Raw genomic sequence first — 17,962 nt, forward strand, 5'->3', positions numbered from 1 at the left:
TCTTCTGCCATTTGTTTTCATCTAAAAAAACCAACTTCATCCTCTTTCCTCTATAAATTATTCCCTCTATCCTAACATAAGATCAACACGACCTAAGACGGCCTGCTGCCTCAATGCTTGCCCTGGTGCAGTTGCTTAACCAGGTGGGGTAGCTCCGGCAGGATCAGGCTGCGCATAGCCAGTTGCACGGCTGCTGGGGAGCCAGGCATGGAAAAGATCAAGCACTTTCCGTGGATCCCGGCGATGGCCCGAGAGGCGATGGCCCGACTGCCAATCTGGGCATAGCTGAGCTGGCGGAAGATCTCCCCAAAGCCGGGCAAGGTCTTTTCCAGGAGAGCCTCGATGGCGTCGTAAGTGGTGTCGCGGGGGGCGATGCCTGTGCCACCATTCAACAAGATCACCGGCAGGGATCCGGCCCAATCCTGAACCTGCTCTCGAATGAGCTGCGGTTCATCTCGGAGAATGCAATATCTCTCCACCCGGTGGCCGGACTCCTGGAGGGCTGTGCAGATAAACTGGCCGCTGTGATCGGTTTCAGGGGTGCGCGTGTCGCTGACGGTGATCACCCCACAGGGCAAGGCGGCAAAAATGTGCTCCGCACCGCTGTCGCAATCGAGGGGAAAGGTCATGGACAGGATCCCTGAGGAAAGAGAGTGGCAAGCCCATCAAGACTGTCCCTGAGGGGGCTCGGCAGGAGTTGGCGGGTCAACGACCGTCTGCTGGAGCTCTAGGATCCCTGAGGACTCTGCCCCACCAGCACGGGCGAGTTGGGGAGGAGGGGACTGGGCGAGCAGGCGGCGCAGCTTGGGGGGAAGCTCCTGCAACTGCTCCAACAACAAGTTTAGAGATATGGCCGGTTCTCTGGAAAACAGGGATCCCGCGGGGGGTACCGGCGGCAGAGGAGAACAGGCAAAGGCAGCCGCAGCCAAAGAGCGGATCCGCTCCTGCTGCTCCTGCCAAAGGAACTGGCCGATTTCTGGGGGAAAGGTAAGATGAGGAGAGCCGCGACGCTGCCAAAGGCGGAGAAGCTGCTCCACAGAGGCGGCCTTGTACCGCCCCTGGTAGAGGGCTTCTAGCAAGGCTGCCTCGATCCAAAGATCCGGGAACAACTGGCTCCAGCGCTCCACCCAAACCTGGCTGGGTTGACCTTCCAGCTCAAACCCATAGTGCTCCAGAAAGGTGGCAGGATCCATCAGCCCATGGCAGCCCAAGGAAACTCAACCCAAGCTAGTCCAGATCCGCCGAGACAAAGGGGAGATAAAGCCTTTCTCCCTGGATCTCGCAAGACAGCTCTCGTCCAAGAATACCCCTATTTGCCTTTCATGAAGGCTCTGTGAAGAGGCTATAAAGCTGCAAAGCTGCGGTACGCTTAAAGACTCAGTGGCTGACGGGCCCCAGCTCAAGCGCTGCCTCCAGAGCGCGCTCGCTATCAGGAAACTGCGTCAGCAGCCGTCCTAGGAAGGCGACATCTCCCGTCAGGCCGTACAGAGCCATGAGCACATCCCCAGCATGGCGGCTCTGGGGGAAGCGGTTCAGCAGCTCATTGCCGGCGTAGATCGCCTGGCGGGCATAGCCATCCTGCAGGGCTTTGGCTTCCAGAAAGTAGCTGTAGCTGAGGCTGCCAGGATCCACGTAGTCCGGCAGTGACGTGTCGAACAAGCTGGTATCTTCTGTCACTTCTGGGGGGAAGCCCGGCAGCGGATAGATGGCTGCCGTTTCCTCGGGAGGGTAGGTGGTGTACTGGCGGTAGAGGATCAGCACCTGCCGGTACAGGCTTTCTTCCTGAAGATGGGCAGGGGCGGTGGGATCCGCCAGCACAGAGCCGAGTAACTCTGCTGCTACAGCATGGTGATTGGCCCGCTGATAGTCCGATAGAGAACTGGAGGAAGCTGGTTGCGGCGGCGCGCTTCCATCAGCATCCCCACTCAGGCCACCGGCACGGGTTTGGTTAAACAGCCACAGGTACCCATTGCGCCAACCGTCGGCAGCGGCCCAGTGGGCGGCCAGTTGATAGCGTTGTTGGGGAGTGGATTGGGCTTGCCAACGGCTCAATTGGCGCCAGCGTTCTCGTTGGGCCTGGATTTTCGGTTGCAGAGGGGTGCGGCTGGCGGGCACGGGATCCCAGTCGTCCAGCCAGTAGCCGCCATCCAGCAAGGGGTAGCGATCCAACACAGCATCCAAAGCCAGATTTTCCGTCAGCTGCAGGGCTAGGTCGTAGCGGTGTTCGCGGGCGAAGCGAACCGCCAGAGCATAGCGGACGGCGGCGGCCAGAGGATGCTCGCCGTGGCGGTCGAGAAAAGCTTGCAACTCGCTGGGGGTTGCACCGCTGTCTAAGAGCAAAAGCAGGCGGCGGCGCAAGACGTAGCGCATGTCTCCATCGCCGAAGGGATCCGCCAGCCAATTGGCCAAAAGGACCAGTGCTTCTTCCCTTTTGCCCTGCCACTCCAAGGTGCGTGTCAGCCAGAAGAGGGCATCGTCGGCACCGGGATGATTCGGGTAGACGGTCAGCCAAGTCCGCCAAAGGGTCTCTTCCTCTGCCGGGGGGAAAGGCCGCGGGATCGGTTCGCCGGTCTCGGGGTTGTAGAGGGAATGGCCAAAATAGCTGCCCCCCCGAATGCGGGCGTATTCCCGGCAAGCTTGCGTAAAGCGGGAATTGGGAAAAGCTTCTGCCAACTGCAGCAAAACCAGGTGGTCGTCGATGCCGTGAAGAGAGGCAAAGTCCTCGTTGAGAGCCTTCTGCAGCAGCGGCTCCCCGCTGGGATCCCCTTTTAAGTAGAGAAGAGCCGCCGCCAAAAACCGCTGCGGGTCAGCATCATCGCCCACCACGCTGCGCAGCAACACCTGAGCGGCAGGGGGGAGAGTTTCTGGATCCGCTATCTGCAGCAGAAAAAAGTGTCGGGATGGGGGCGGTAAATCTTCGTACAAAGGGCGCACCGTTTGCACCGTCGGCTGTTCTAGGATCAACACTTGGCCGGCACGCCCATAAACATCAGTGTATGGAGAAACATTCCCCGCAACCCGCTGCCGCACCGCCTGCACCTGCGACAGCGCCCAAGAGGGGATCCTTTCCTCCTCGTAGGGCAAGGCGCTCAAGAGTTTCTTTGCCCGCTGCGGAGAGCTGCTTTCCAAGGCGGGGAGCAGCGCTCTGTAGACCCGATCTCGCAAGGGAAATTCTTCTTGGGTCAGCAAGCTGTTGAGCCAGTTGAGATTAAAACTCCACTCGGGGCTATCGGCTTGGATCCCGGCCAAGGCCAGCTCGGTGAGGCGCTGCACCGACTCTGGCCGATCCAGCCCAAACAGCTCGTATTGAGGCGCAATCTCCTGCCCGCTTGAGTAGTCATAGCCCCCGAACAAAGCTGCTGGGGCGAAAAACTGAGCCGAATTTTGCCGCAGCCGATCCTCCAACCACCAACGGCTGTAGGGCAGGCCATGGCTTTGCAAGGTGTAGAAGGCGTAGCTGCGGCGGCTCGGGTCGGCGGATCCCCCCCAGCGGGCCAACACCGGATAGGTAAGAGGAAACCAGCGATCACTTTGGCCGGGATCGAACGCTGGCGAGCCTCCATAGCCAAACTCAGAAAAGACGGTGTACCGATAGAAGATCAGATCCCGGTGCATCTGCAGCCGTAGCCGCTGCAGTAAGGCATAGCCCCCCGCTCCTAACCCCGCCAAGAAGCCGGCAGTGAGGGCCACCATTGCTACGCGACGAAGGGGAAAGCGGCGGGACGAGGGCGCAGCAGGAGGGGTAGCTGGATTCACAAAACCCAATCCAAATCAAAGCAGGCGCCCCCACTCTACTCGATACTCGACTGTGTTGGAAGACAGAGGGAATGCCCACAGCCGTTTCCAGCCGGCTTGAGACGCCGGCCCTCTGCGCCACCCAAGGTCATCAGTCTTACCCCTGCCTGAGAGGGATCCCGGCCAGCCATTTCTTGGAAAGGCTCTGCTGTATTGCTTTATCGTTGTTTCAAACAAGATTAAGACACTTTGCCGCCGACTCCTACCCCCACAATAAGAGGGGCGGCTGCGCCGCTCTTCTAAAACCCTTGCCTTTGACCATTCCTGCAGTGCATCCCCCGATTTCTTGGAGGCCTGAGTTGCCAGCACCCTTTCAGGATAGGCTCTCCCTTAGCCGGCGGTTGCCATGGCCTTCAACCCCTTCAAAATCAGGTAGTCCAGAATACTGGTGTTCTCCTCGCCGCGATAATTAAAATTGGAGCGCACCAGCCACAGCCCCTTCTGAGTGCGGCAACAGAGGTTCAGCAGCGTGCGGGCCAAAATCTGTTGACGCGCCTGTAAATCCCGCGCCGCATCGAAAACCTCCCCGTCCCATTCCGGCGTCAGCACACGGCTGTTGTAGAGCACATGCCAGAGGGAGCGGGACCAGCTGGGGTTGGTGATATCAAACCAAAATTGGTAATCCGCCTCCAAACCCCGAGTGATGTAGGCCCCCGGAGTTGCAACTACCAAGTAACGGGAATAGTCGGGCTCGAAGCGGCTGCTGCTGGGGGTCTGTCCCGAGCGGATCATGGCCAAAAAGGCGGGATCCCCTTCGGCGGGGAAGGCCTGGCGAAACCGCCGTGCCGCTTCCATCAACACGCGCAGCAGCTCTTGATCCTGAGGGGAAGCAATCGCCGGGGCTAAGTGATCGGCAAAAAACTGCTGGAAGAAAGCGGCCAATGAAGGGCCGGGACGATAGCCGCGCAGCCAATCGAACAGTCGCTGGTAGCGCTCCAGGTTGGCAAACCCCACCCGCTCCGGCTGCCGTACTGCCGTTCGGGGACGCAGAGAACGCCCCACCGGATCCCAGGTATCTTCGGCCAACAGAGCTGCCCGGATGGGATCCAGCCCCAGCACCCAGCTCAACATCAGCCGCCAAGCCGGCAAAGTGGGAAAAGCACCCCACTCGGGATGGGCCAATTCTGCTGCCGTCAGCACCGCCCGCACCAAGGGATAGCGGATCAACGCCGGGAAGGGGGCAATCGACAAAACCGGCACTTCCGACAACTGCTCCTGCAAGCTCAGGCTCACCCCCACATCCATACGGGGCAGCAAAACAGCAATGCGATGGGCCGGGATCCCGGCCCCCAAAAGCCGGCGAATTTGAGCAACCATCACCTCCACTGCCGCAAACTAGGTCTCTTCCTCCAGCGTTTGCACCAGCGGCAGTCCTCCCCCCTGCGGCTCGGGCAGCGGATGAGAAAACTGGGGATCCAACACCCGCGCAATCTGCACCCCTAAGCGGATCATGCCTGCTGAAGCGCGATGGCTCCCCTCCAGAAACCGAACCTGCGTTTTTGCCATCAAGAAGTCAGCTACTGCCTCTGGGATCCCGGTCAAAGAGACCCCGCCGCCGAGGGTGTAGCTGAAAAATTGGCTTTGCAAATGGGCTTGCCCCTGCCGGTAAAACTCCAGCGCCACCCCGCAACTGTCTTCCGCCTGATCTACGATCAGATGATCCCACTCTTGCCAAAACTCCGCCAGCGGCAGGATGTGTTCGCCAAACAGCCGAATTTGCAGACCAAAATCCAGGGATCCCAACCGAAGTGCTGCCTCCCACAGCCGACCCACACAGCAGCCCATTGCCTGCAAAGCCTCTGCCCGCCGCGGATCTGCCTCCTCGGGCCAAGCCCGGGCCAGCCGGGATCCCACCACCTCTGCCGGCAAACCCGAAGCCCCCGCAATATAAGCAGCACTGCTGATCTGATCCCAGATCTGGAACTCCTTGAGCCCGACCCCGGCAAAGGCTTCCCCATGCCGAGGGCACAAAGCGCAGGCTCGTTCGCAGAGAAATTGAGTGAGATCTTTGGCCAAGGGGATCGGCTCCAACGAGCGTGGCAACTGGGGGACACGCTCACACACCTGTGGCCAATGATCGGCCAACGAGCGTCCCACCCGCTGCAAGAACGTTTCGATCCGCCACGGCCCCACCAAGCCCGAACTGGACTGCTGCAAGCGCCGCAGCACCTCATCCGCTTGCCGTTGACTCCGCACCAAAAATAAGACCCGGCCCGGATCGGCTCCTGCCTGCAACAATCTCCGATAGTGATCTACACAAGCCTGGGTCAGCCCACTGCCTGCCCAGCCCATCACACTTTGGAAGGGAGATGGCTTCCCTGGCCAATGGCTCTTTTCTTCCACTTGAGCTGCCCTTACCCTCTCCGGCCTCTCCAACCAACCCATTTTCTCAGCAAAAGTCTGGACAAACGGGCCTTCGCTTCATTATGATTGTTTTCCGTTGCCAACTGAGTCCATCCGCTTTGGCGACCCGGCGCGCTGCTACACCAGATACTGCCTCTTTAGCAGGTAAGTCTGAGCAGCTCTCAACAAAAGCAGTTTGGCGTGCAGCTTTGGGGGTGAACTAAGCAAAAGGCTCAGCGTTGCCGGCGCTGAACTTGGCCTCGGGGGATCCCTACCTTGCTCTTTCGCCTCAGCCGGCAGACTCAGCTTTGTCTTGAGCTTCCTGCTGCCACGCTATTGCTGTATGCCTATCCATCCGGCTAACTGAGCCATTGGCCTACGGCCCGCTTCGCGAACGGCTAGCCGATTGTCGGAGTGAGCTGGCTCTCAGTTGATGAAAACGAGTCGTGCAGGCTCGATTGGAGGTTCTTGTGGCACTTGGCATCCTCGGAAGAAAAGTCGGCATGACCCAGATCTTCTCTCCAGAAGGGCTGGCCATTCCGGTCACTGTCGTGCAGGCGGGGCCTTGCACCGTGACCCAGATCAAAACCCAAGCCACAGATGGCTACAACGCCATTCAGTTGGGCTACTTGCCCACTGCCGAAAAGCATCTCACGCGGGCGCAGCGGGGCCACCTCACCAAAGCGGGGGTGACAGAGCTGCTGCGCCACCTGCGGGAGTTCCGGGTTGACCAGCCAGAAGCCTACCAGTTGGGGCAGAAAATTACCGTCGAGATGTTTTCCCCCGGCCAGTTGGTGGATGTGGCAGGTACCTCCATCGGGCGAGGGTTTGCCGGCTATCAAAAGCGCCACCACTTCGGTCGTGGCCCCATGTCCCACGGCTCCAAAAACCACCGCCGACCGGGTTCCATTGGCGCCGGCACAACCCCAGGCCGCGTGTTTCCGGGGATGCGCATGGCGGGGCGGTTGGGAGGTGGCCGAGTCACCACCCGCAAATTGCAGTTGGTGCAGGTGGATCCAGAGCGGGATCTGCTGGTGATCAAGGGTTGCGTGCCCGGGGTAGAAGGAGGGCTGCTGGAGATCACCCCTGCCAAGCAGGTGGGCAACAAGCGCTAAGGAGGGATCCCTGGCAAAGGCTGACCCGCATCCGCAAAGACGAGGGAACCATGGCAAGTTGTGTGGTGAAAAATTGGCAAGGGGAAACGGTGGGCAGCGCGGAGCTGAGCCTTAAAGTTGCTCGTCCCGAAACAGCCGCCCACATCCTCTATCTGGCACTGCGCCGGCAGATGACCAATGCTCGTCAGGGCAACGCCCACACCAAGACCCGAGCTGAGGTGCGCGGCGGCGGTCGCAAGCCTTGGAAGCAGAAAGGCACCGGTCGGGCCCGTGCCGGCTCCATCCGCTCCCCACTTTGGCGCAAAGGGGGGGTGATCTTCGGCCCCCGCAAGCGGGAATACAACCTGGCCATGAACCGCAAAGAACGGCAACTGGCCCTGCGCACCGCTCTGCAAAGTCGGGTGGAAGACCTGATCGTCGTGGAGGATTTCCAGGAGCAGCTCAACCCGCCCAAAACCCGTGCTGTGGCCCAGGCTTTGCTGCGCTGGGGGGTGATGGAAGATCAATCGGCTCTGCTCATCGTTGCCGAACGCTCGGAAGCCGTAGAGCGGGCCGTGCGCAACATCGCCCGCGTTAAGCTGATCGGCCTGGATCAGATCAACGTTTTCGATCTGCTCAACGTCGATTGGGTGCTGATCACCGTTTCTGCCCTAGAGCAGCTCAAGGCCCGTTGGGGATCCGACGCTGCGCCGGCAGTTCTGGAGACTCCCTCTGAGGATGCACCTCAGGCCGACATAGCCGAAGATCAGGCCCTGCCCGGAGATGGGCCGGAAGATCAGGCCGTTCCAGAAAGCGAACACGAGGAAGCAGAGCAAACCCCAGCCCAACCTGAGGCCCAGGAAAACCAAGCTGCCCTCCAAGGACGTCCAGCAGATCCGCAGGGGCCAGAAGAGCAAACCGAAGAGCCCCAAGATCCAGCAGAAGAACTGGCTCAAGGAGCAGAGCCGTCAACGGTAGAAGAGGCCGAAACAGCCCCAGCAGAGGAGGAAAGCGATGACTGAGAGCAAGCGGATCCTGGCCGACGTCCTGTTGCGCCCCGTCATCACCGAAAAGGCAACCGCCTTGATGGAGCAGCGCAAATATGTCTTTGAAGTGCTGCCCACCGCCACCAAGCCGCTCATCCGAGCTGCCGTCGAAGAAATGTTCCGCGTGCGAGTTACTTCCGTCAACACCCTGAAGCCCCCGCGCAAGCAGCGGCGGGTGGGCCGCTTCGTTGGCTATCGCACCCGTCCCAAGCGAGCCATTGTGACCTTGGCCGAGGGAGATTCCATTACCCTCTTCCCGGACACCTAACCCCCCTTTTTGAGTTGTTGTCATCCCATCCCCCACCCCTACCCGAGCCATGGGCATTCGTACTCTCCGACCTTACACCCCCAGCACCCGTCACATGACGGTCTCTGACTTCGAGGAGCTGTCCCGTGACGAGAACGGCAAGCGGCCCAGACCGGAAAAGTCGCTGCTGCAATTTATTCACCGCAAGAAAGGGCGCAACAACCGTGGCGTCATCACCTGCCGGCACCGCGGTGGTGGCCACAAGCGGCTTTACCGCATCATCGACTTCCGTCGCGACAAGCGGGGGATCCCGGGGACCGTCAAAACCGTCGAGTACGATCCCAACCGTAGCGCCCACATCTGCCTGGTGGAATACGAAGACGGCGAGAAACGCTACATCCTCGCTCCCCGCAACCTACAGGTGGGATCCACCATCATGGCCGGGCCAGAGGCCCCCTTTGAGATCGGCAATGCCATGCCCCTGGAGCGGATCCCCTTGGGAACGGTGGTTCACAATGTGGAGCTGTATCCCGGTCGCGGCGGGCAGATGGTTCGCGCCGCTGGGGCTGGCGCTCAAGTGGTGGCCAGAGAAGGCAAATATGTCTCCCTCAAGCTGCCCTCCGGCGAAGTCCGCATGATCCGCGGCGAGTGCTACGCCACCATCGGCCAACTGGGCAACGTTGACCACAACAACATCAGCCTGGGCAAGGCGGGTCGTAGCCGTTGGTTGGGGCGCCGTCCCAAGGTGCGTGGCTCGGTGATGAACCCTGTGGATCATCCCCATGGCGGCGGGGAAGGGCGAGCCCCCATAGGCCGCAGTACCCCTGTCACCCCTTGGGGCAAGCCCACCCTGGGGTACAAGACCCGCAAACGCAACAAGCCCAGCAACAAATTCATCGTGCGCGGTCGCCGTCGCGGAGGCCGCCGGGACAAGGGCGGAAGGGCTGCTCAGTAGCCGCTGGCCATTCGCTCCCCGAAGCTTTTTCGACAGTGAATTGCTTATCAAACGGTTGAGGTTCTTATGGGACGTTCGCTGAAAAAAGGCCCCTTTGTGGATGCCAAGCTGCTTCTCAAGGTGGAGAAGATGAACGAGCGCAACGAGAAACACCTGATCAAGACTTGGTCGCGGGCCAGCACCATCTTGCCCGTCATGATCGGTCACACCATCGCTGTTCACAACGGCAAGCAACATGTGCCCATCTACATCACTGACCAGATGGTGGGTCACAAGCTGGGGGAATTCGTTCCCACCCGTACCTTCCGCGGTCACGCGGGGAGCGACAAAAAAGCCGCTCGCCGTTGAGAGGAATAACGAACAGGAAAGTATCGAGTAGGCAAGGAGAGGGCCATGGCCGATTCATCCCCTGAGGTTAAAGCGGTAGCCCGCTATATCCGCATGTCCCCCTTTAAAGTGCGGCGGGTGTTGGATCAGATCCGTGGGCGCACCTATGCCGATGCCCTGATTCTTTTGGAGTTCATGCCCTACGCTGCCTGTGAGCCGGTTCGTAAGGTGCTGCGCTCGGCGGTGGCCAACGCAGAGCACAACAACGGCTTGGATCCCCGGGATCTGGTGATCAGCCAGGCCTATGCTGATCAGGGGCCCGTCCTGAAACGGTTTCGCCCCCGCGCCCAAGGGCGGGCCTACCCCATTCGCAAGCGCACCTGTCACATCACCATCGCCGTCCGGCCCATAGAGGAAGCTGAAGCGGCGACGGCCTCTTAACCTCCTGTATTTCTAGCCCTTTACCCTTCAACCGACACCACCATGGGACAGAAGATCCACCCCACCGGTTTCCGCCTCGGCGTGATTAAGGAGCATCGCAGCCGCTGGTTTGCCGATCCAGCCCGCTACCCAGCCTTGTTACAGGAGGACGACCAGATTCGCACCTACCTGACCAAGCAACTGAGCAGTGCTGGTTTGGCCGATATCCAAATCGAGCGCAAAGCGGATCAAATTGACCTGGAGATCCGGGCTGCTCGCCCTGGGGTAGTTGTGGGTCGGGGCGGATCCAGCCTAGAGACTTTGCGCCAAGGTCTACAGAAAGAGCTGTCCGCGCTAGCGGGACAAAGCCCTGGTTCACGAGGTGGTGGCGAGCGAACCATTCGCATCAATGTAGTAGAGGTCACCCGTGCCGATGCCGAGGCGACCTTGTTGGCGGAAAACATTGCCCAACAGTTGGAACGGCGGATTGCCTTTCGCCGCATCGTGCGCCAGGTGATCCAACGGGCCCAGCGGGCAGGTGTACAAGGGATCAAAATCCAAATTGCCGGGCGTCTGAACGGGGCCGAGATTGCCCGCACCGAATGGACGCGGGAGGGGCGGATCCCTTTGCATACTTTGCGGGCCGACATCGACTACGCCGAGCACCTCGCCCACACCACTTTCGGCATCATCGGGGTCAAGGTCTGGGTCTTCAAAGGGGAAGTTCTGCCCGGGCAGGAACGCCACGAACAGAAGTTTCCCCTGCAACAGCCCAAACGTCGGCAGCAGCGGAGGCGGCCCACCTTTGAAGATCGCTCGGCTCAGGAGGCCTGAGGGCCAACACCGGAACGTCCAGGGATCCCTATCGCAGTTGACTTAAGGAACGGCCATGTTAAGCCCCAAACGCACCAAGTACCGCAAGCAACAGCGCGGGCGCATGAAAGGCAAAGCGACCCGTGGCAACCGTATCAACTTTGGGGAATACGGCCTTGTGGCCCTAGAACCCGCCTGGATTACAGCTCGACAGATCGAGGCCAGCCGTCGAGCCATGACCCGCTATGTTCGGCGGGGCGGCCAAATCTGGATTCGCATCTTTCCCGACAAGCCCGTTACTCAGCGAGCCGCGGAAACCCGCATGGGATCCGGCAAAGGCAACCCTGAGTACTGGGTTTGTGTCGTCAAGCCGGGCCGTATCCTCTTCGAAATGGGGGGAGTGGCAGAGCCCATCGCCCGCGAGGCCATGCGCCTTGCCGCCCAGAAGCTGCCCATTAAGGTCAAGTTTGTAACCAAAGCCGACTTTGAAAAGCCAGAGCCCGCCCAGGCAACGGCTTCAGAGGTGGCCACCAGCAGTGTATGAGGAGAGTTCAGCCATGCCCATGCCCAAAATTGCTGATGCCCGTGCTTTATCGGACGAAGAGCTGAGCAACGAAATCTACGCCGTCAAGAAAGAGCTGTTTGAGCTGCGTTTGCAGCAGGCCACGCGGCAGTTGAACCAGCCCCATCTCATCCGGCTGCGCAAACACAAGCTGGCGCAACTACTAACCGTGGAGGGAGAGCGTAAGCGGGGCAAACGCCCAACCAAGGAGGAGTAATGGCTGTTCGGGAGAAGATTGGCATTGTTGTCAGCAACAAGATGCAAAAAACGGTGGTTGTTGCTGTGGAAAATCGAGTTGCTCACCCGAAGTACGGCAAGATCGTCGTCAAGACCAAGAAGTTTAAGGCCCACGACGAGGAAAACCGCTGTCAAGAAGGGGATCTGGTGCGCATCACGGAAACCCGTCCCCTTAGCCGCACCAAGCGTTGGCAAGTTGCCGAAATCCTGAGGGAGGTGAAGAAACTATGATTCAGCAGCAAACTATGCTGACGGTGGCCGACAACACAGGCGCCCGCAAAATGATGTGCATTCGCGTGCTGGGCAGCAGTGGCCGTCGCTACGCCAGCTTGGGCGATGTGATCATTGGTGTCGTCAAGGATGCCCTGCCCAACATGCCCGTCAAAAAATCCGATGTTGTCAAGGCCGTTGTTATCCGCACTGTCGACACAGTACGTCGCCCCGACGGCATGTGCATCCGCTTCGACGACAACGCCGCCGTGATCATCAACAACGACGGCAACCCCCGTGGAACTCGCGTTTTCGGCCCTGTAGCCCGTGAGCTGCGGGAGAAAAACTTCACCAAGATCATCTCCCTTGCCCCGGAGGTACTCTGATGGTTCGCCCCCTCAAACCCAGCCAAATTCGGCGCTTAGTTCGGCGACCGGGCATTCGCAAGCACCGCAACAGCCTGCGCTACAAAATGCGTATCAAGCAAGGGGATACCGTGCAGGTGATCTCCGGCGATGACAAAGGCAAAATCGGCGAGGTGCTGCGCGTTTTTCCCGAGCGCAACATGGTTTTGGTGGAAGGGGTTAACATTGTTACCTACCACCGTAAACCCCAGCGAGAAGGGGAAAGTGGCCGAATTGAGACCAAGGAAGCTCCCATTCCCGTCTGCAAAGTGATGGCCTATTCCAAGAAGCAGGAGGTGGCCAGCCGTATCGGCTATCAAATCACCGCCGATGGTCGCAAGGTTCGCGTCCTTAAGAAAACGGGTGAGATTCTCGACTAGGCATTACATTCTTTTTTCCATCATTGGTTTGGCTCTGACCCAGCCCAGAGCCGCAAGGAGAAGCCACCATGCCCCAACGTCTGCAAATCCTCTACAACACCGTCATCGTCCCCAAGCTGCAAAAGGAGTTGGGCTACACCAACATCCACCAGGTGCCCCGCCTGGAGAAGATCGTCATCAACCGCGGCTTGGGGGAAGCTTCCCAAAATGCCAAGGCTCTGGAATCCTCCATTGCCGAGATCAGCGCCATCACTGGCCAGCGTCCGGTGATCACCCGCGCCAAGAAGGCAATTGCCAGCTTCAAGATTCGCAAGGGCATGCCTGTCGGCCTGATGGTGACCCTGCGACGGGAGCGCATGTATGCGTTTTTGGATCGCTTGATCAATGTTGCTCTGCCCCGTATCCGTGACTTCCGCGGTGTCAGCCCCAAGGCCTTTGATGGACGAGGCAACTACACCCTCGGCATCCGTGAACAACTGATTTTTCCCGAAATCAACTATGACTCTGTGGATCAGTTGCGAGGTATGGATATCTCCATTGTGACCACTGCTAAAACCGACGAAGAGGGCCGTGCCCTGCTCAAAGCCTTTGGCATGCCCTTTGCCTCTTAGCTTTGCCCACCCTGAGTTTCCTTGATTGATCTTCCGAGGAGCACTGATGGCCCACACCAACGACACGATCGCCGATATGCTCACCCGCATTCGCAATGCCACCATGGCTCGGCACGAGTCGGTGGCAGTTCCGGCCACCCGCATGACCCGCAGCATCGCTCGCGTTCTTCATGAGGAAGGGTTCGTCAGCGAATGGAAGGAGGAGGGAGAAGGGATCCAAGCCCGAGTGGTGTTGCGATTGAAGTACAAGGGCAAAGGCCGCAACTGCAGGCCCATCATCAATGGCTTAAAGCGGGTGAGCCGACCCGGCCTGCGGGTTTACCGCAACCACAAAGAGCTGCCCCGAGTGCTGGGAGGAATTGGGATCGCCATCATCTCCACCTCCAACGGCATCATGACCGACCGGGAGGCTCGTAAGCAGGGCATTGGTGGTGAAGTCCTCTGTCTTGTCTACTAGACCTTAAGTTTTCTCTGGTCAGGAGTTTTTCCCATGTCCCGTATCGGTAGACGCCCCATCGCCCTTCCTGCCAAGGTGGAGATCCAGATCGACGGCCAACACATTGCAGTGAAAGGCCCGAAAGGTCAACTGTCCCGCAGTTTGCCGCCCTTGATCACAGTCCAGCAAAACGCTCAGATGCTCACGGTCAGCCGTCTCAACGATTCTCGTCCTGCCCGCCAACTGCACGGCCTCTGCCGCACCTTGGTCGCCAACATGGTCGATGGAGTGTCCAAGGGATTTGAGCGGCGGCTGGAATTGGTGGGCGTGGGCTACCGGGCTGCCATCCAAGGCAGCAAGTTGGTTTTGAACGTCGGCTACAGTCACCCTGTGGAGATCCCCTTTCCCCCCGGCATCCAAATTGCCGTTGAGGGAAACAACATCATTGTTGTCTCAGGCACAGATAAAGAACTGGTGGGCAATACTGCCGCCCGCATCCGAGCGGTCCGGCCTCCGGAGCCCTACAAGGGGAAAGGGATCCGTTATCTAGGGGAACAAGTTCGCCGCAAGGCGGGTAAATCCGGGAAAGCGAAGAAGTAAATAGCCCATTGCGAAAGCGGGACGGAGTCCTATGAAAACCAGCCGCAAAATCACCACCCAACGTCGTCATCGACGCATTCGCCGCAAGGTCTTTGGCACTGCCGAGCGGCCTCGCCTGGCCGTGTTTCGCTCCCATCGACACATCTACGCCCAGGTGATCGACGATGTAGCCCAGCATACCTTAGCCTCCGCCTCCACCTTGGACAGGGAGCTGCGCGAAAAATTCAAAGAAACCGGGACAGCCACTCAAGAAGCGGCTGCCTTGGTGGGCCGCTCAGTTGCCGAACGAGCCTTACAGATGGGCATTTCCCGCGTGGTTTTCGATCGGGGGGGCAAGCTCTATCACGGGCGCGTTCAGGCTTTGGCAGAAGCTGCCCGAGAAGCAGGGTTACAGTTCTAGCTACTGAGGACACAGCACATGGCTGAGCAGAGGGAACGTCGCAGAAGCAAAAAAAACCGCGAAGAGCAACCCACCGAGTGGCAAGAGCGGGTCATCCAGATTCGCCGCGTCACCAAGGTGGTCAAGGGCGGCAAGAAGTTGAGCTTCCGCGCTGTGGTGGTGGTCGGCAACGAGCGGGGCCAAGTCGGGGTTGGCGTGGGCAAAGCCAACGATGTGATCGGAGCAGTGCGCAAGGGAGTTGTGGACGGTAAAAAACACCTGATTGAGGTGCCCCTCACCAAAGGTTTGTCCGTACCCCATCCCATGCAGGGGGCAGGCGGCGGTGCCACTGTCTTGGTCATGCCAGCAGCTCCTGGCACAGGCGTCATTGCAGGGGGGGCAGTCCGCACCGTTCTGGAGCTGGCGGGTGTACGCAACAGCTTGGCCAAGCAACTGGGATCCAGCAACCCCCTTAACAATGCCCGTGCCACCATCGATGCGCTGCGGCGGATGCGTACCTTCAAGCAGGTGGCCCAAGACCGAGACATCGATGTGCGCCGCCTATTGGGCAAGTGATGGACAGGTGATATTGAGCAAGTGAGCTAGAGGTAGACATGCGACTGGAAGACATTCGGCCTCAAGCAGGTTCGACGCGGCGGCGGCGGCGGCTAGGTCGTGGCGTTTCTGCCGGGCAGGGGGCCTCCTGTGGCAAGGGGATGCGGGGGCAAAAGGCCCGCAAGGGGGGTGGTACACGACCCGGCTTTGAAGGGGGGCAGACTCCCCTCTACCGGCGTTTGCCCAAGCTTAAGCATTTCCCCCGCTACACGCGGCGTCTGGAATACACCCTGGTCAACCTGCGCGCCTTGGCGGATCTGCCTGCCGGCAGCGAGGTCAGCCTGCAAAGCTTAATGGAACGAGGGATCGTCACCACCAACGATGGCCCGCTGAAGATCTTGGGAGATGGGGAAGTCAGCGTGCCCCTGACGATCAGGGCGGCGGCTATTACCGCTTCAGCCAAAGCCAAGATCGAGGCAGCCGGAGGTCGGGTGGAAATCTTGGGATCCTAAACCCCTTCTTCCCGTTGCTCTGGCCGGCTTCTGCCGGGTGGCGCTGAGTTGCACTTTTTTGATTTTGCTTTGATTTTGCCGACTGCTCCACCAGCAGCGTAGAGTGGTAGATAGCTAACCTTGCCCTTTGCTCCCGCGAGATTCTCTTCCCTATGGTTGACACACGAGGTTCCGCCCCCTCTGCCCAAGAGACCTTTATGCAGATGGCTATGGCCTCTGGCCTGCGCAGCCGTCTGTTTCTCACCTTGGGCTTGCTGCTGTTGGTCAGACTGGGCATTTACATCCCCATTCCCAGTATCGATCGGGCCCGCTTTGCCGCCGAAGCTGCCAACAGCCCTGTGTTTGGCTTGCTGGATGTCTTCTCCGGCGGGGGGATTTCTGCTTTGGGAATTTTCGCCCTTGGGATCCTGCCCTTCATCAATGCCTCAATTATCATGCAGTTGCTGGTCTCGGCCATTCCAGCCTTGGAGAACCTGCAGAAAAACGAGGGAGAACAGGGGCGGCGGCAGATTTCTCAGTACACCCGCTATGTCACCTTGGTTTGGGCCATCATCCAGGGCATTGGCATTTCCTTTTGGGTGCGGGAGTTTGCCAGTACCACCAATGAGTTGGCCTTCATGGCCTCCACCACCCTGGCTCTGGCGGCGGGATCCCTGTTTGTGATGTGGCTGGGAGAGATGATCACGGAGAAAGGGGTGGGAAGTGGCCCTTCGCTCTTGATCTTCGTCAACATTGTTGCCACTCTGCCCCGTGCCCTCGGACAGACTATTAGCCTGGCCCGTGCCGATAGCAGCACCATCGGTGGCATCTTGCTGTTGCTGGCAATCTTTTTGGTCACCATTGTCGGCATTGTCTTTGTCCAAGAAGGCAGCCGCAAGATCCCTATCGTCTACGCCAAGCGCCAGGTGGGCAACAAGCTGTTCCGCGAGCAGAAAAGCTATCTGCCCCTGAGGCTAAACCAAGGGGGGGTGATGCCGATCATCTTTGCCTACTCGGTGATGTCCCTGCCTCTGGCCCTGGCCCAGTACACCCAAAACCTGACTTTGGTGCAAGTGGCCAACTTCCTATCCCCCACCTCCTGGTTCTACATTCCTTTTTATTTCGTGCTGATCCTCTTCTTCAGCTACTTCTACGCCTCTTTGCTCATCAACCCGGTGGATCTGGCTCAAAACTTGAAGAAGATGGGGGCCAGCATTCCAGGGGTACGCCCGGGCAAGGCCACTGCCGAGTATGTCGAAGGGATCCTCAACCGCCTGACGCTGCTGGGGGCTTTGTTCCTGTGCGCGGTGGCCATCATCCCGACGACGGTGGAACGGGCAACCGGCATCACCACTTTCCAAGGTTTGGGGGCGACCTCGCTACTGATTTTGGTGGGGGTGGCGATCGAGACCTCCAAGCAGATCCAGACTTATGTCATCTCACAACGCTACGAAGGGATGGTCAAACAGTAGTGCCGAGGTTGATCTTTCTGGGGCCGCCGGGGGCGGGCAAAGGTACACAGGCGGAGCGGCTGGCGGCCATTTACCACACGCCCAAAATTTCCACAGGCGATCTGTTGCGGGCCGAGGTGAAAGCCCAAACGCCCCTGGGGTGCCAGGCCAAGGTTTACATGGATGCGGGAGAGCTGGTGCCTGACGAGGTGCTGATCGGGATGGTGAAGGGGCAGTTGCAGCAGTCTCCGGAGCAGGGTTGGATCCTGGATGGATTTCCTCGCACCTTAGCCCAGGCAGAAGCCTTGGAAGAGCTGCTGCAAGAGCTGGGACAAGATTACGACTACGTCCTCAACTTGGAGGTGCCGGATGAGGTGGTGGTGGCCCGGCTGCTGGCCCGGGGCAAGGAACAGGGGCGCAGCGATGATGCGGATCGGTCGGTGATTCTCAAGCGTCTGGAGGTCTATCGGCAGCAGACGGCTCCCCTAATTGATTTTTATGAGGCCAAGGGGCGCTTGCAGCGGGTCAACGGCAACCAGCCGATGGAATCCGTACAGGAACATCTGCAGGCTCTTTTGGAAGGCTTCAGGAGGACGGCGTGATCAG

25 protein-coding genes are annotated in these 17,962 nt (G+C 59.4%); 20 read left to right on the forward strand and 5 right to left on the reverse strand.

All coding sequences use genetic code 11. From position 1 onward, the window contains the following. Positions 1-110 precede the first annotated feature (110 nt). From ACVWZF_RS12520 to ACVWZF_RS12540, 5 genes are all read right to left on the reverse strand, one after another. Positions 111-629 carry a MogA/MoaB family molybdenum cofactor biosynthesis protein gene (locus ACVWZF_RS12520; protein WP_011434149.1) on the reverse strand — a complete coding sequence of 173 codons (519 nt, stop codon included), beginning with the start codon at positions 627-629 and terminating at the stop codon, positions 111-113. A gap of 36 nt (positions 630-665) precedes the next feature. After that, positions 666-1,193, reverse strand: coding sequence for a hypothetical protein (locus ACVWZF_RS12525; RefSeq protein ID WP_011434150.1), 528 nt, complete (start codon positions 1,191-1,193; stop codon positions 666-668). A 184-nt stretch (positions 1,194-1,377) separates the two neighbouring features. Beyond that, positions 1,378-3,756 carry a tetratricopeptide repeat protein gene (locus ACVWZF_RS12530; protein ID WP_148202770.1) on the reverse strand — a complete coding sequence of 793 codons (2,379 nt, stop codon included), beginning with the start codon at positions 3,754-3,756 and terminating at the stop codon, positions 1,378-1,380. Between the two features lie 369 nt (positions 3,757-4,125). Next, positions 4,126-5,112, reverse strand: a complete 987-nt coding sequence (locus ACVWZF_RS12535) for a hypothetical protein (protein WP_148202771.1) — start codon at positions 5,110-5,112, stop codon at positions 4,126-4,128. Between the two features lie 18 nt (positions 5,113-5,130). Continuing rightward, a complete protein-coding gene (locus tag ACVWZF_RS12540; RefSeq protein ID WP_187147240.1) occupies positions 5,131-6,138 on the reverse strand; it encodes a hypothetical protein in 1,008 nt (335 codons plus the stop codon). A 470-nt stretch (positions 6,139-6,608) separates the two neighbouring features. Here ACVWZF_RS12540 and rplC point away from each other — a divergent pair, with 470 nt between their 5' ends. The 20 genes from rplC to ACVWZF_RS12640 all read left to right on the forward strand — a co-directional run bounded on the left by rplC (position 6,609) and on the right by ACVWZF_RS12640 (position 17,958). Then, a complete protein-coding gene (rplC, locus tag ACVWZF_RS12545; RefSeq protein ID WP_011434152.1) occupies positions 6,609-7,253 on the forward strand; it encodes a 50S ribosomal protein L3 in 645 nt (214 codons plus the stop codon). A gap of 50 nt (positions 7,254-7,303) precedes the next feature. Then, entirely contained in the window at positions 7,304-8,254 is a 951-nt protein-coding gene (rplD, locus tag ACVWZF_RS12550; RefSeq protein ID WP_011434153.1) for a 50S ribosomal protein L4, read from the forward strand. Further along, positions 8,247-8,546, forward strand: coding sequence for a 50S ribosomal protein L23 (locus ACVWZF_RS12555; protein ID WP_011434154.1), 300 nt, complete (start codon positions 8,247-8,249; stop codon positions 8,544-8,546). The genes rplD and ACVWZF_RS12555 overlap by 8 nt, the downstream gene beginning before the upstream one ends. 49 nt (positions 8,547-8,595) lie before the next feature. Then, positions 8,596-9,480: a 50S ribosomal protein L2 gene (rplB, locus tag ACVWZF_RS12560; RefSeq protein WP_011434155.1), complete on the forward strand. Its 885-nt coding sequence runs from the start codon at positions 8,596-8,598 to the stop codon at positions 9,478-9,480. Between the two features lie 66 nt (positions 9,481-9,546). Continuing rightward, entirely contained in the window at positions 9,547-9,828 is a 282-nt protein-coding gene (gene rpsS / locus ACVWZF_RS12565) for a 30S ribosomal protein S19 (protein ID WP_011434156.1), read from the forward strand. 45 nt (positions 9,829-9,873) lie between these two features. Next, a complete protein-coding gene (gene rplV / locus ACVWZF_RS12570) occupies positions 9,874-10,248 on the forward strand; it encodes a 50S ribosomal protein L22 (protein ID WP_011434157.1) in 375 nt (124 codons plus the stop codon). A gap of 42 nt (positions 10,249-10,290) precedes the next feature. Beyond that, a complete protein-coding gene (gene rpsC / locus ACVWZF_RS12575) occupies positions 10,291-11,061 on the forward strand; it encodes a 30S ribosomal protein S3 (protein ID WP_011434158.1) in 771 nt (256 codons plus the stop codon). Between the two features lie 55 nt (positions 11,062-11,116). Next, on the forward strand, positions 11,117-11,584 hold the full coding sequence (gene rplP, locus ACVWZF_RS12580) for a 50S ribosomal protein L16 (RefSeq protein WP_011434159.1): 468 nt from the start codon (positions 11,117-11,119) through the stop codon (positions 11,582-11,584). 13 nt (positions 11,585-11,597) lie between these two features. After that, positions 11,598-11,819: a 50S ribosomal protein L29 gene (rpmC, locus tag ACVWZF_RS12585; protein WP_011434160.1), complete on the forward strand. Its 222-nt coding sequence runs from the start codon at positions 11,598-11,600 to the stop codon at positions 11,817-11,819. Beyond that, positions 11,819-12,070 carry a 30S ribosomal protein S17 gene (gene rpsQ, locus ACVWZF_RS12590; RefSeq protein WP_011434161.1) on the forward strand — a complete coding sequence of 84 codons (252 nt, stop codon included), beginning with the start codon at positions 11,819-11,821 and terminating at the stop codon, positions 12,068-12,070. Before rpmC ends, rpsQ begins: the two co-directional genes overlap by 1 nt. Beyond that, complete coding sequence (gene rplN / locus ACVWZF_RS12595) at positions 12,067-12,435, forward strand: 50S ribosomal protein L14 (RefSeq protein WP_011434162.1); 369 nt, start codon at positions 12,067-12,069, stop codon at positions 12,433-12,435. The genes rpsQ and rplN overlap by 4 nt, the downstream gene beginning before the upstream one ends. Beyond that, positions 12,435-12,833, forward strand: coding sequence for a 50S ribosomal protein L24 (gene rplX, locus ACVWZF_RS12600; protein WP_011434163.1), 399 nt, complete (start codon positions 12,435-12,437; stop codon positions 12,831-12,833). Before rplN ends, rplX begins: the two co-directional genes overlap by 1 nt. 68 nt (positions 12,834-12,901) lie before the next feature. Next, positions 12,902-13,444, forward strand: coding sequence for a 50S ribosomal protein L5 (rplE, locus tag ACVWZF_RS12605; RefSeq protein WP_011434164.1), 543 nt, complete (start codon positions 12,902-12,904; stop codon positions 13,442-13,444). Positions 13,445-13,490: 46 nt separating this feature from the next. After that, complete coding sequence (gene rpsH, locus ACVWZF_RS12610; RefSeq protein ID WP_011434165.1) at positions 13,491-13,901, forward strand: 30S ribosomal protein S8; 411 nt, start codon at positions 13,491-13,493, stop codon at positions 13,899-13,901. A 33-nt stretch (positions 13,902-13,934) separates the two neighbouring features. After that, positions 13,935-14,480: a 50S ribosomal protein L6 gene (gene rplF / locus ACVWZF_RS12615; RefSeq protein WP_011434166.1), complete on the forward strand. Its 546-nt coding sequence runs from the start codon at positions 13,935-13,937 to the stop codon at positions 14,478-14,480. 31 nt (positions 14,481-14,511) lie between these two features. Then, on the forward strand, positions 14,512-14,880 hold the full coding sequence (gene rplR / locus ACVWZF_RS12620) for a 50S ribosomal protein L18 (protein ID WP_011434167.1): 369 nt from the start codon (positions 14,512-14,514) through the stop codon (positions 14,878-14,880). Positions 14,881-14,898: 18 nt separating this feature from the next. Next, positions 14,899-15,435 carry a 30S ribosomal protein S5 gene (gene rpsE / locus ACVWZF_RS12625; RefSeq protein WP_011434168.1) on the forward strand — a complete coding sequence of 179 codons (537 nt, stop codon included), beginning with the start codon at positions 14,899-14,901 and terminating at the stop codon, positions 15,433-15,435. A 38-nt stretch (positions 15,436-15,473) separates the two neighbouring features. Further along, positions 15,474-15,926 (forward strand): 50S ribosomal protein L15, encoded by a 453-nt coding sequence (gene rplO / locus ACVWZF_RS12630; RefSeq protein ID WP_414355942.1) that lies wholly within the window; start codon positions 15,474-15,476, stop codon positions 15,924-15,926. 152 nt (positions 15,927-16,078) lie between these two features. Beyond that, on the forward strand, positions 16,079-17,377 hold the full coding sequence (secY, locus tag ACVWZF_RS12635; protein WP_011434170.1) for a preprotein translocase subunit SecY: 1,299 nt from the start codon (positions 16,079-16,081) through the stop codon (positions 17,375-17,377). After that, a complete protein-coding gene (locus ACVWZF_RS12640) occupies positions 17,377-17,958 on the forward strand; it encodes an adenylate kinase (protein ID WP_011434171.1) in 582 nt (193 codons plus the stop codon). The genes secY and ACVWZF_RS12640 overlap by 1 nt, the downstream gene beginning before the upstream one ends. The last annotated feature ends 4 nt before the right edge of the window (positions 17,959-17,962 follow it).

This window comes from Thermostichus sp. OS-CIW-30 (genome assembly GCF_054060215.1).

What these genes read in the sequence shown, in the direction of transcription:
- rpsH (WP_011434165.1), top strand. Translation starts at nt 13,491, where the DNA reads ATGGCCCACACCAACGACACGATCGCCGATATGCTCACCCGCATTCGC.
- rplE (WP_011434164.1), top strand. Translation starts at nt 12,902, where the DNA reads ATGCCCCAACGTCTGCAAATCCTCTACAACACCGTCATCGTCCCCAAG.
- ACVWZF_RS12555 (WP_011434154.1), top strand. Translation starts at nt 8,247, where the DNA reads ATGACTGAGAGCAAGCGGATCCTGGCCGACGTCCTGTTGCGCCCCGTC.
- rpsC (WP_011434158.1), top strand. Translation starts at nt 10,291, where the DNA reads ATGGGACAGAAGATCCACCCCACCGGTTTCCGCCTCGGCGTGATTAAG.
- rplF (WP_011434166.1), top strand. Translation starts at nt 13,935, where the DNA reads ATGTCCCGTATCGGTAGACGCCCCATCGCCCTTCCTGCCAAGGTGGAG.
- rpsS (WP_011434156.1), top strand. Translation starts at nt 9,547, where the DNA reads ATGGGACGTTCGCTGAAAAAAGGCCCCTTTGTGGATGCCAAGCTGCTT.
- ACVWZF_RS12520 (WP_011434149.1), bottom strand. Translation starts at nt 629, where the DNA reads ATGACCTTTCCCCTCGATTGCGACAGCGGTGCGGAGCACATTTTTGCC.
- rplX (WP_011434163.1), top strand. Translation starts at nt 12,435, where the DNA reads ATGGTTCGCCCCCTCAAACCCAGCCAAATTCGGCGCTTAGTTCGGCGA.
- rpsE (WP_011434168.1), top strand. Translation starts at nt 14,899, where the DNA reads ATGGCTGAGCAGAGGGAACGTCGCAGAAGCAAAAAAAACCGCGAAGAG.
- rplR (WP_011434167.1), top strand. Translation starts at nt 14,512, where the DNA reads ATGAAAACCAGCCGCAAAATCACCACCCAACGTCGTCATCGACGCATT.
- ACVWZF_RS12525 (WP_011434150.1), bottom strand. Translation starts at nt 1,193, where the DNA reads ATGGATCCTGCCACCTTTCTGGAGCACTATGGGTTTGAGCTGGAAGGT.
- ACVWZF_RS12535 (WP_148202771.1), bottom strand. Translation starts at nt 5,112, where the DNA reads ATGGTTGCTCAAATTCGCCGGCTTTTGGGGGCCGGGATCCCGGCCCAT.
- rpmC (WP_011434160.1), top strand. Translation starts at nt 11,598, where the DNA reads ATGCCCATGCCCAAAATTGCTGATGCCCGTGCTTTATCGGACGAAGAG.
- rplD (WP_011434153.1), top strand. Translation starts at nt 7,304, where the DNA reads ATGGCAAGTTGTGTGGTGAAAAATTGGCAAGGGGAAACGGTGGGCAGC.
- rplB (WP_011434155.1), top strand. Translation starts at nt 8,596, where the DNA reads ATGGGCATTCGTACTCTCCGACCTTACACCCCCAGCACCCGTCACATG.
- rplV (WP_011434157.1), top strand. Translation starts at nt 9,874, where the DNA reads ATGGCCGATTCATCCCCTGAGGTTAAAGCGGTAGCCCGCTATATCCGC.
- rplO (WP_414355942.1), top strand. Translation starts at nt 15,474, where the DNA reads ATGCGACTGGAAGACATTCGGCCTCAAGCAGGTTCGACGCGGCGGCGG.
- rpsQ (WP_011434161.1), top strand. Translation starts at nt 11,819, where the DNA reads ATGGCTGTTCGGGAGAAGATTGGCATTGTTGTCAGCAACAAGATGCAA.
- rplP (WP_011434159.1), top strand. Translation starts at nt 11,117, where the DNA reads ATGTTAAGCCCCAAACGCACCAAGTACCGCAAGCAACAGCGCGGGCGC.
- rplN (WP_011434162.1), top strand. Translation starts at nt 12,067, where the DNA reads ATGATTCAGCAGCAAACTATGCTGACGGTGGCCGACAACACAGGCGCC.
- secY (WP_011434170.1), top strand. Translation starts at nt 16,079, where the DNA reads ATGGTTGACACACGAGGTTCCGCCCCCTCTGCCCAAGAGACCTTTATG.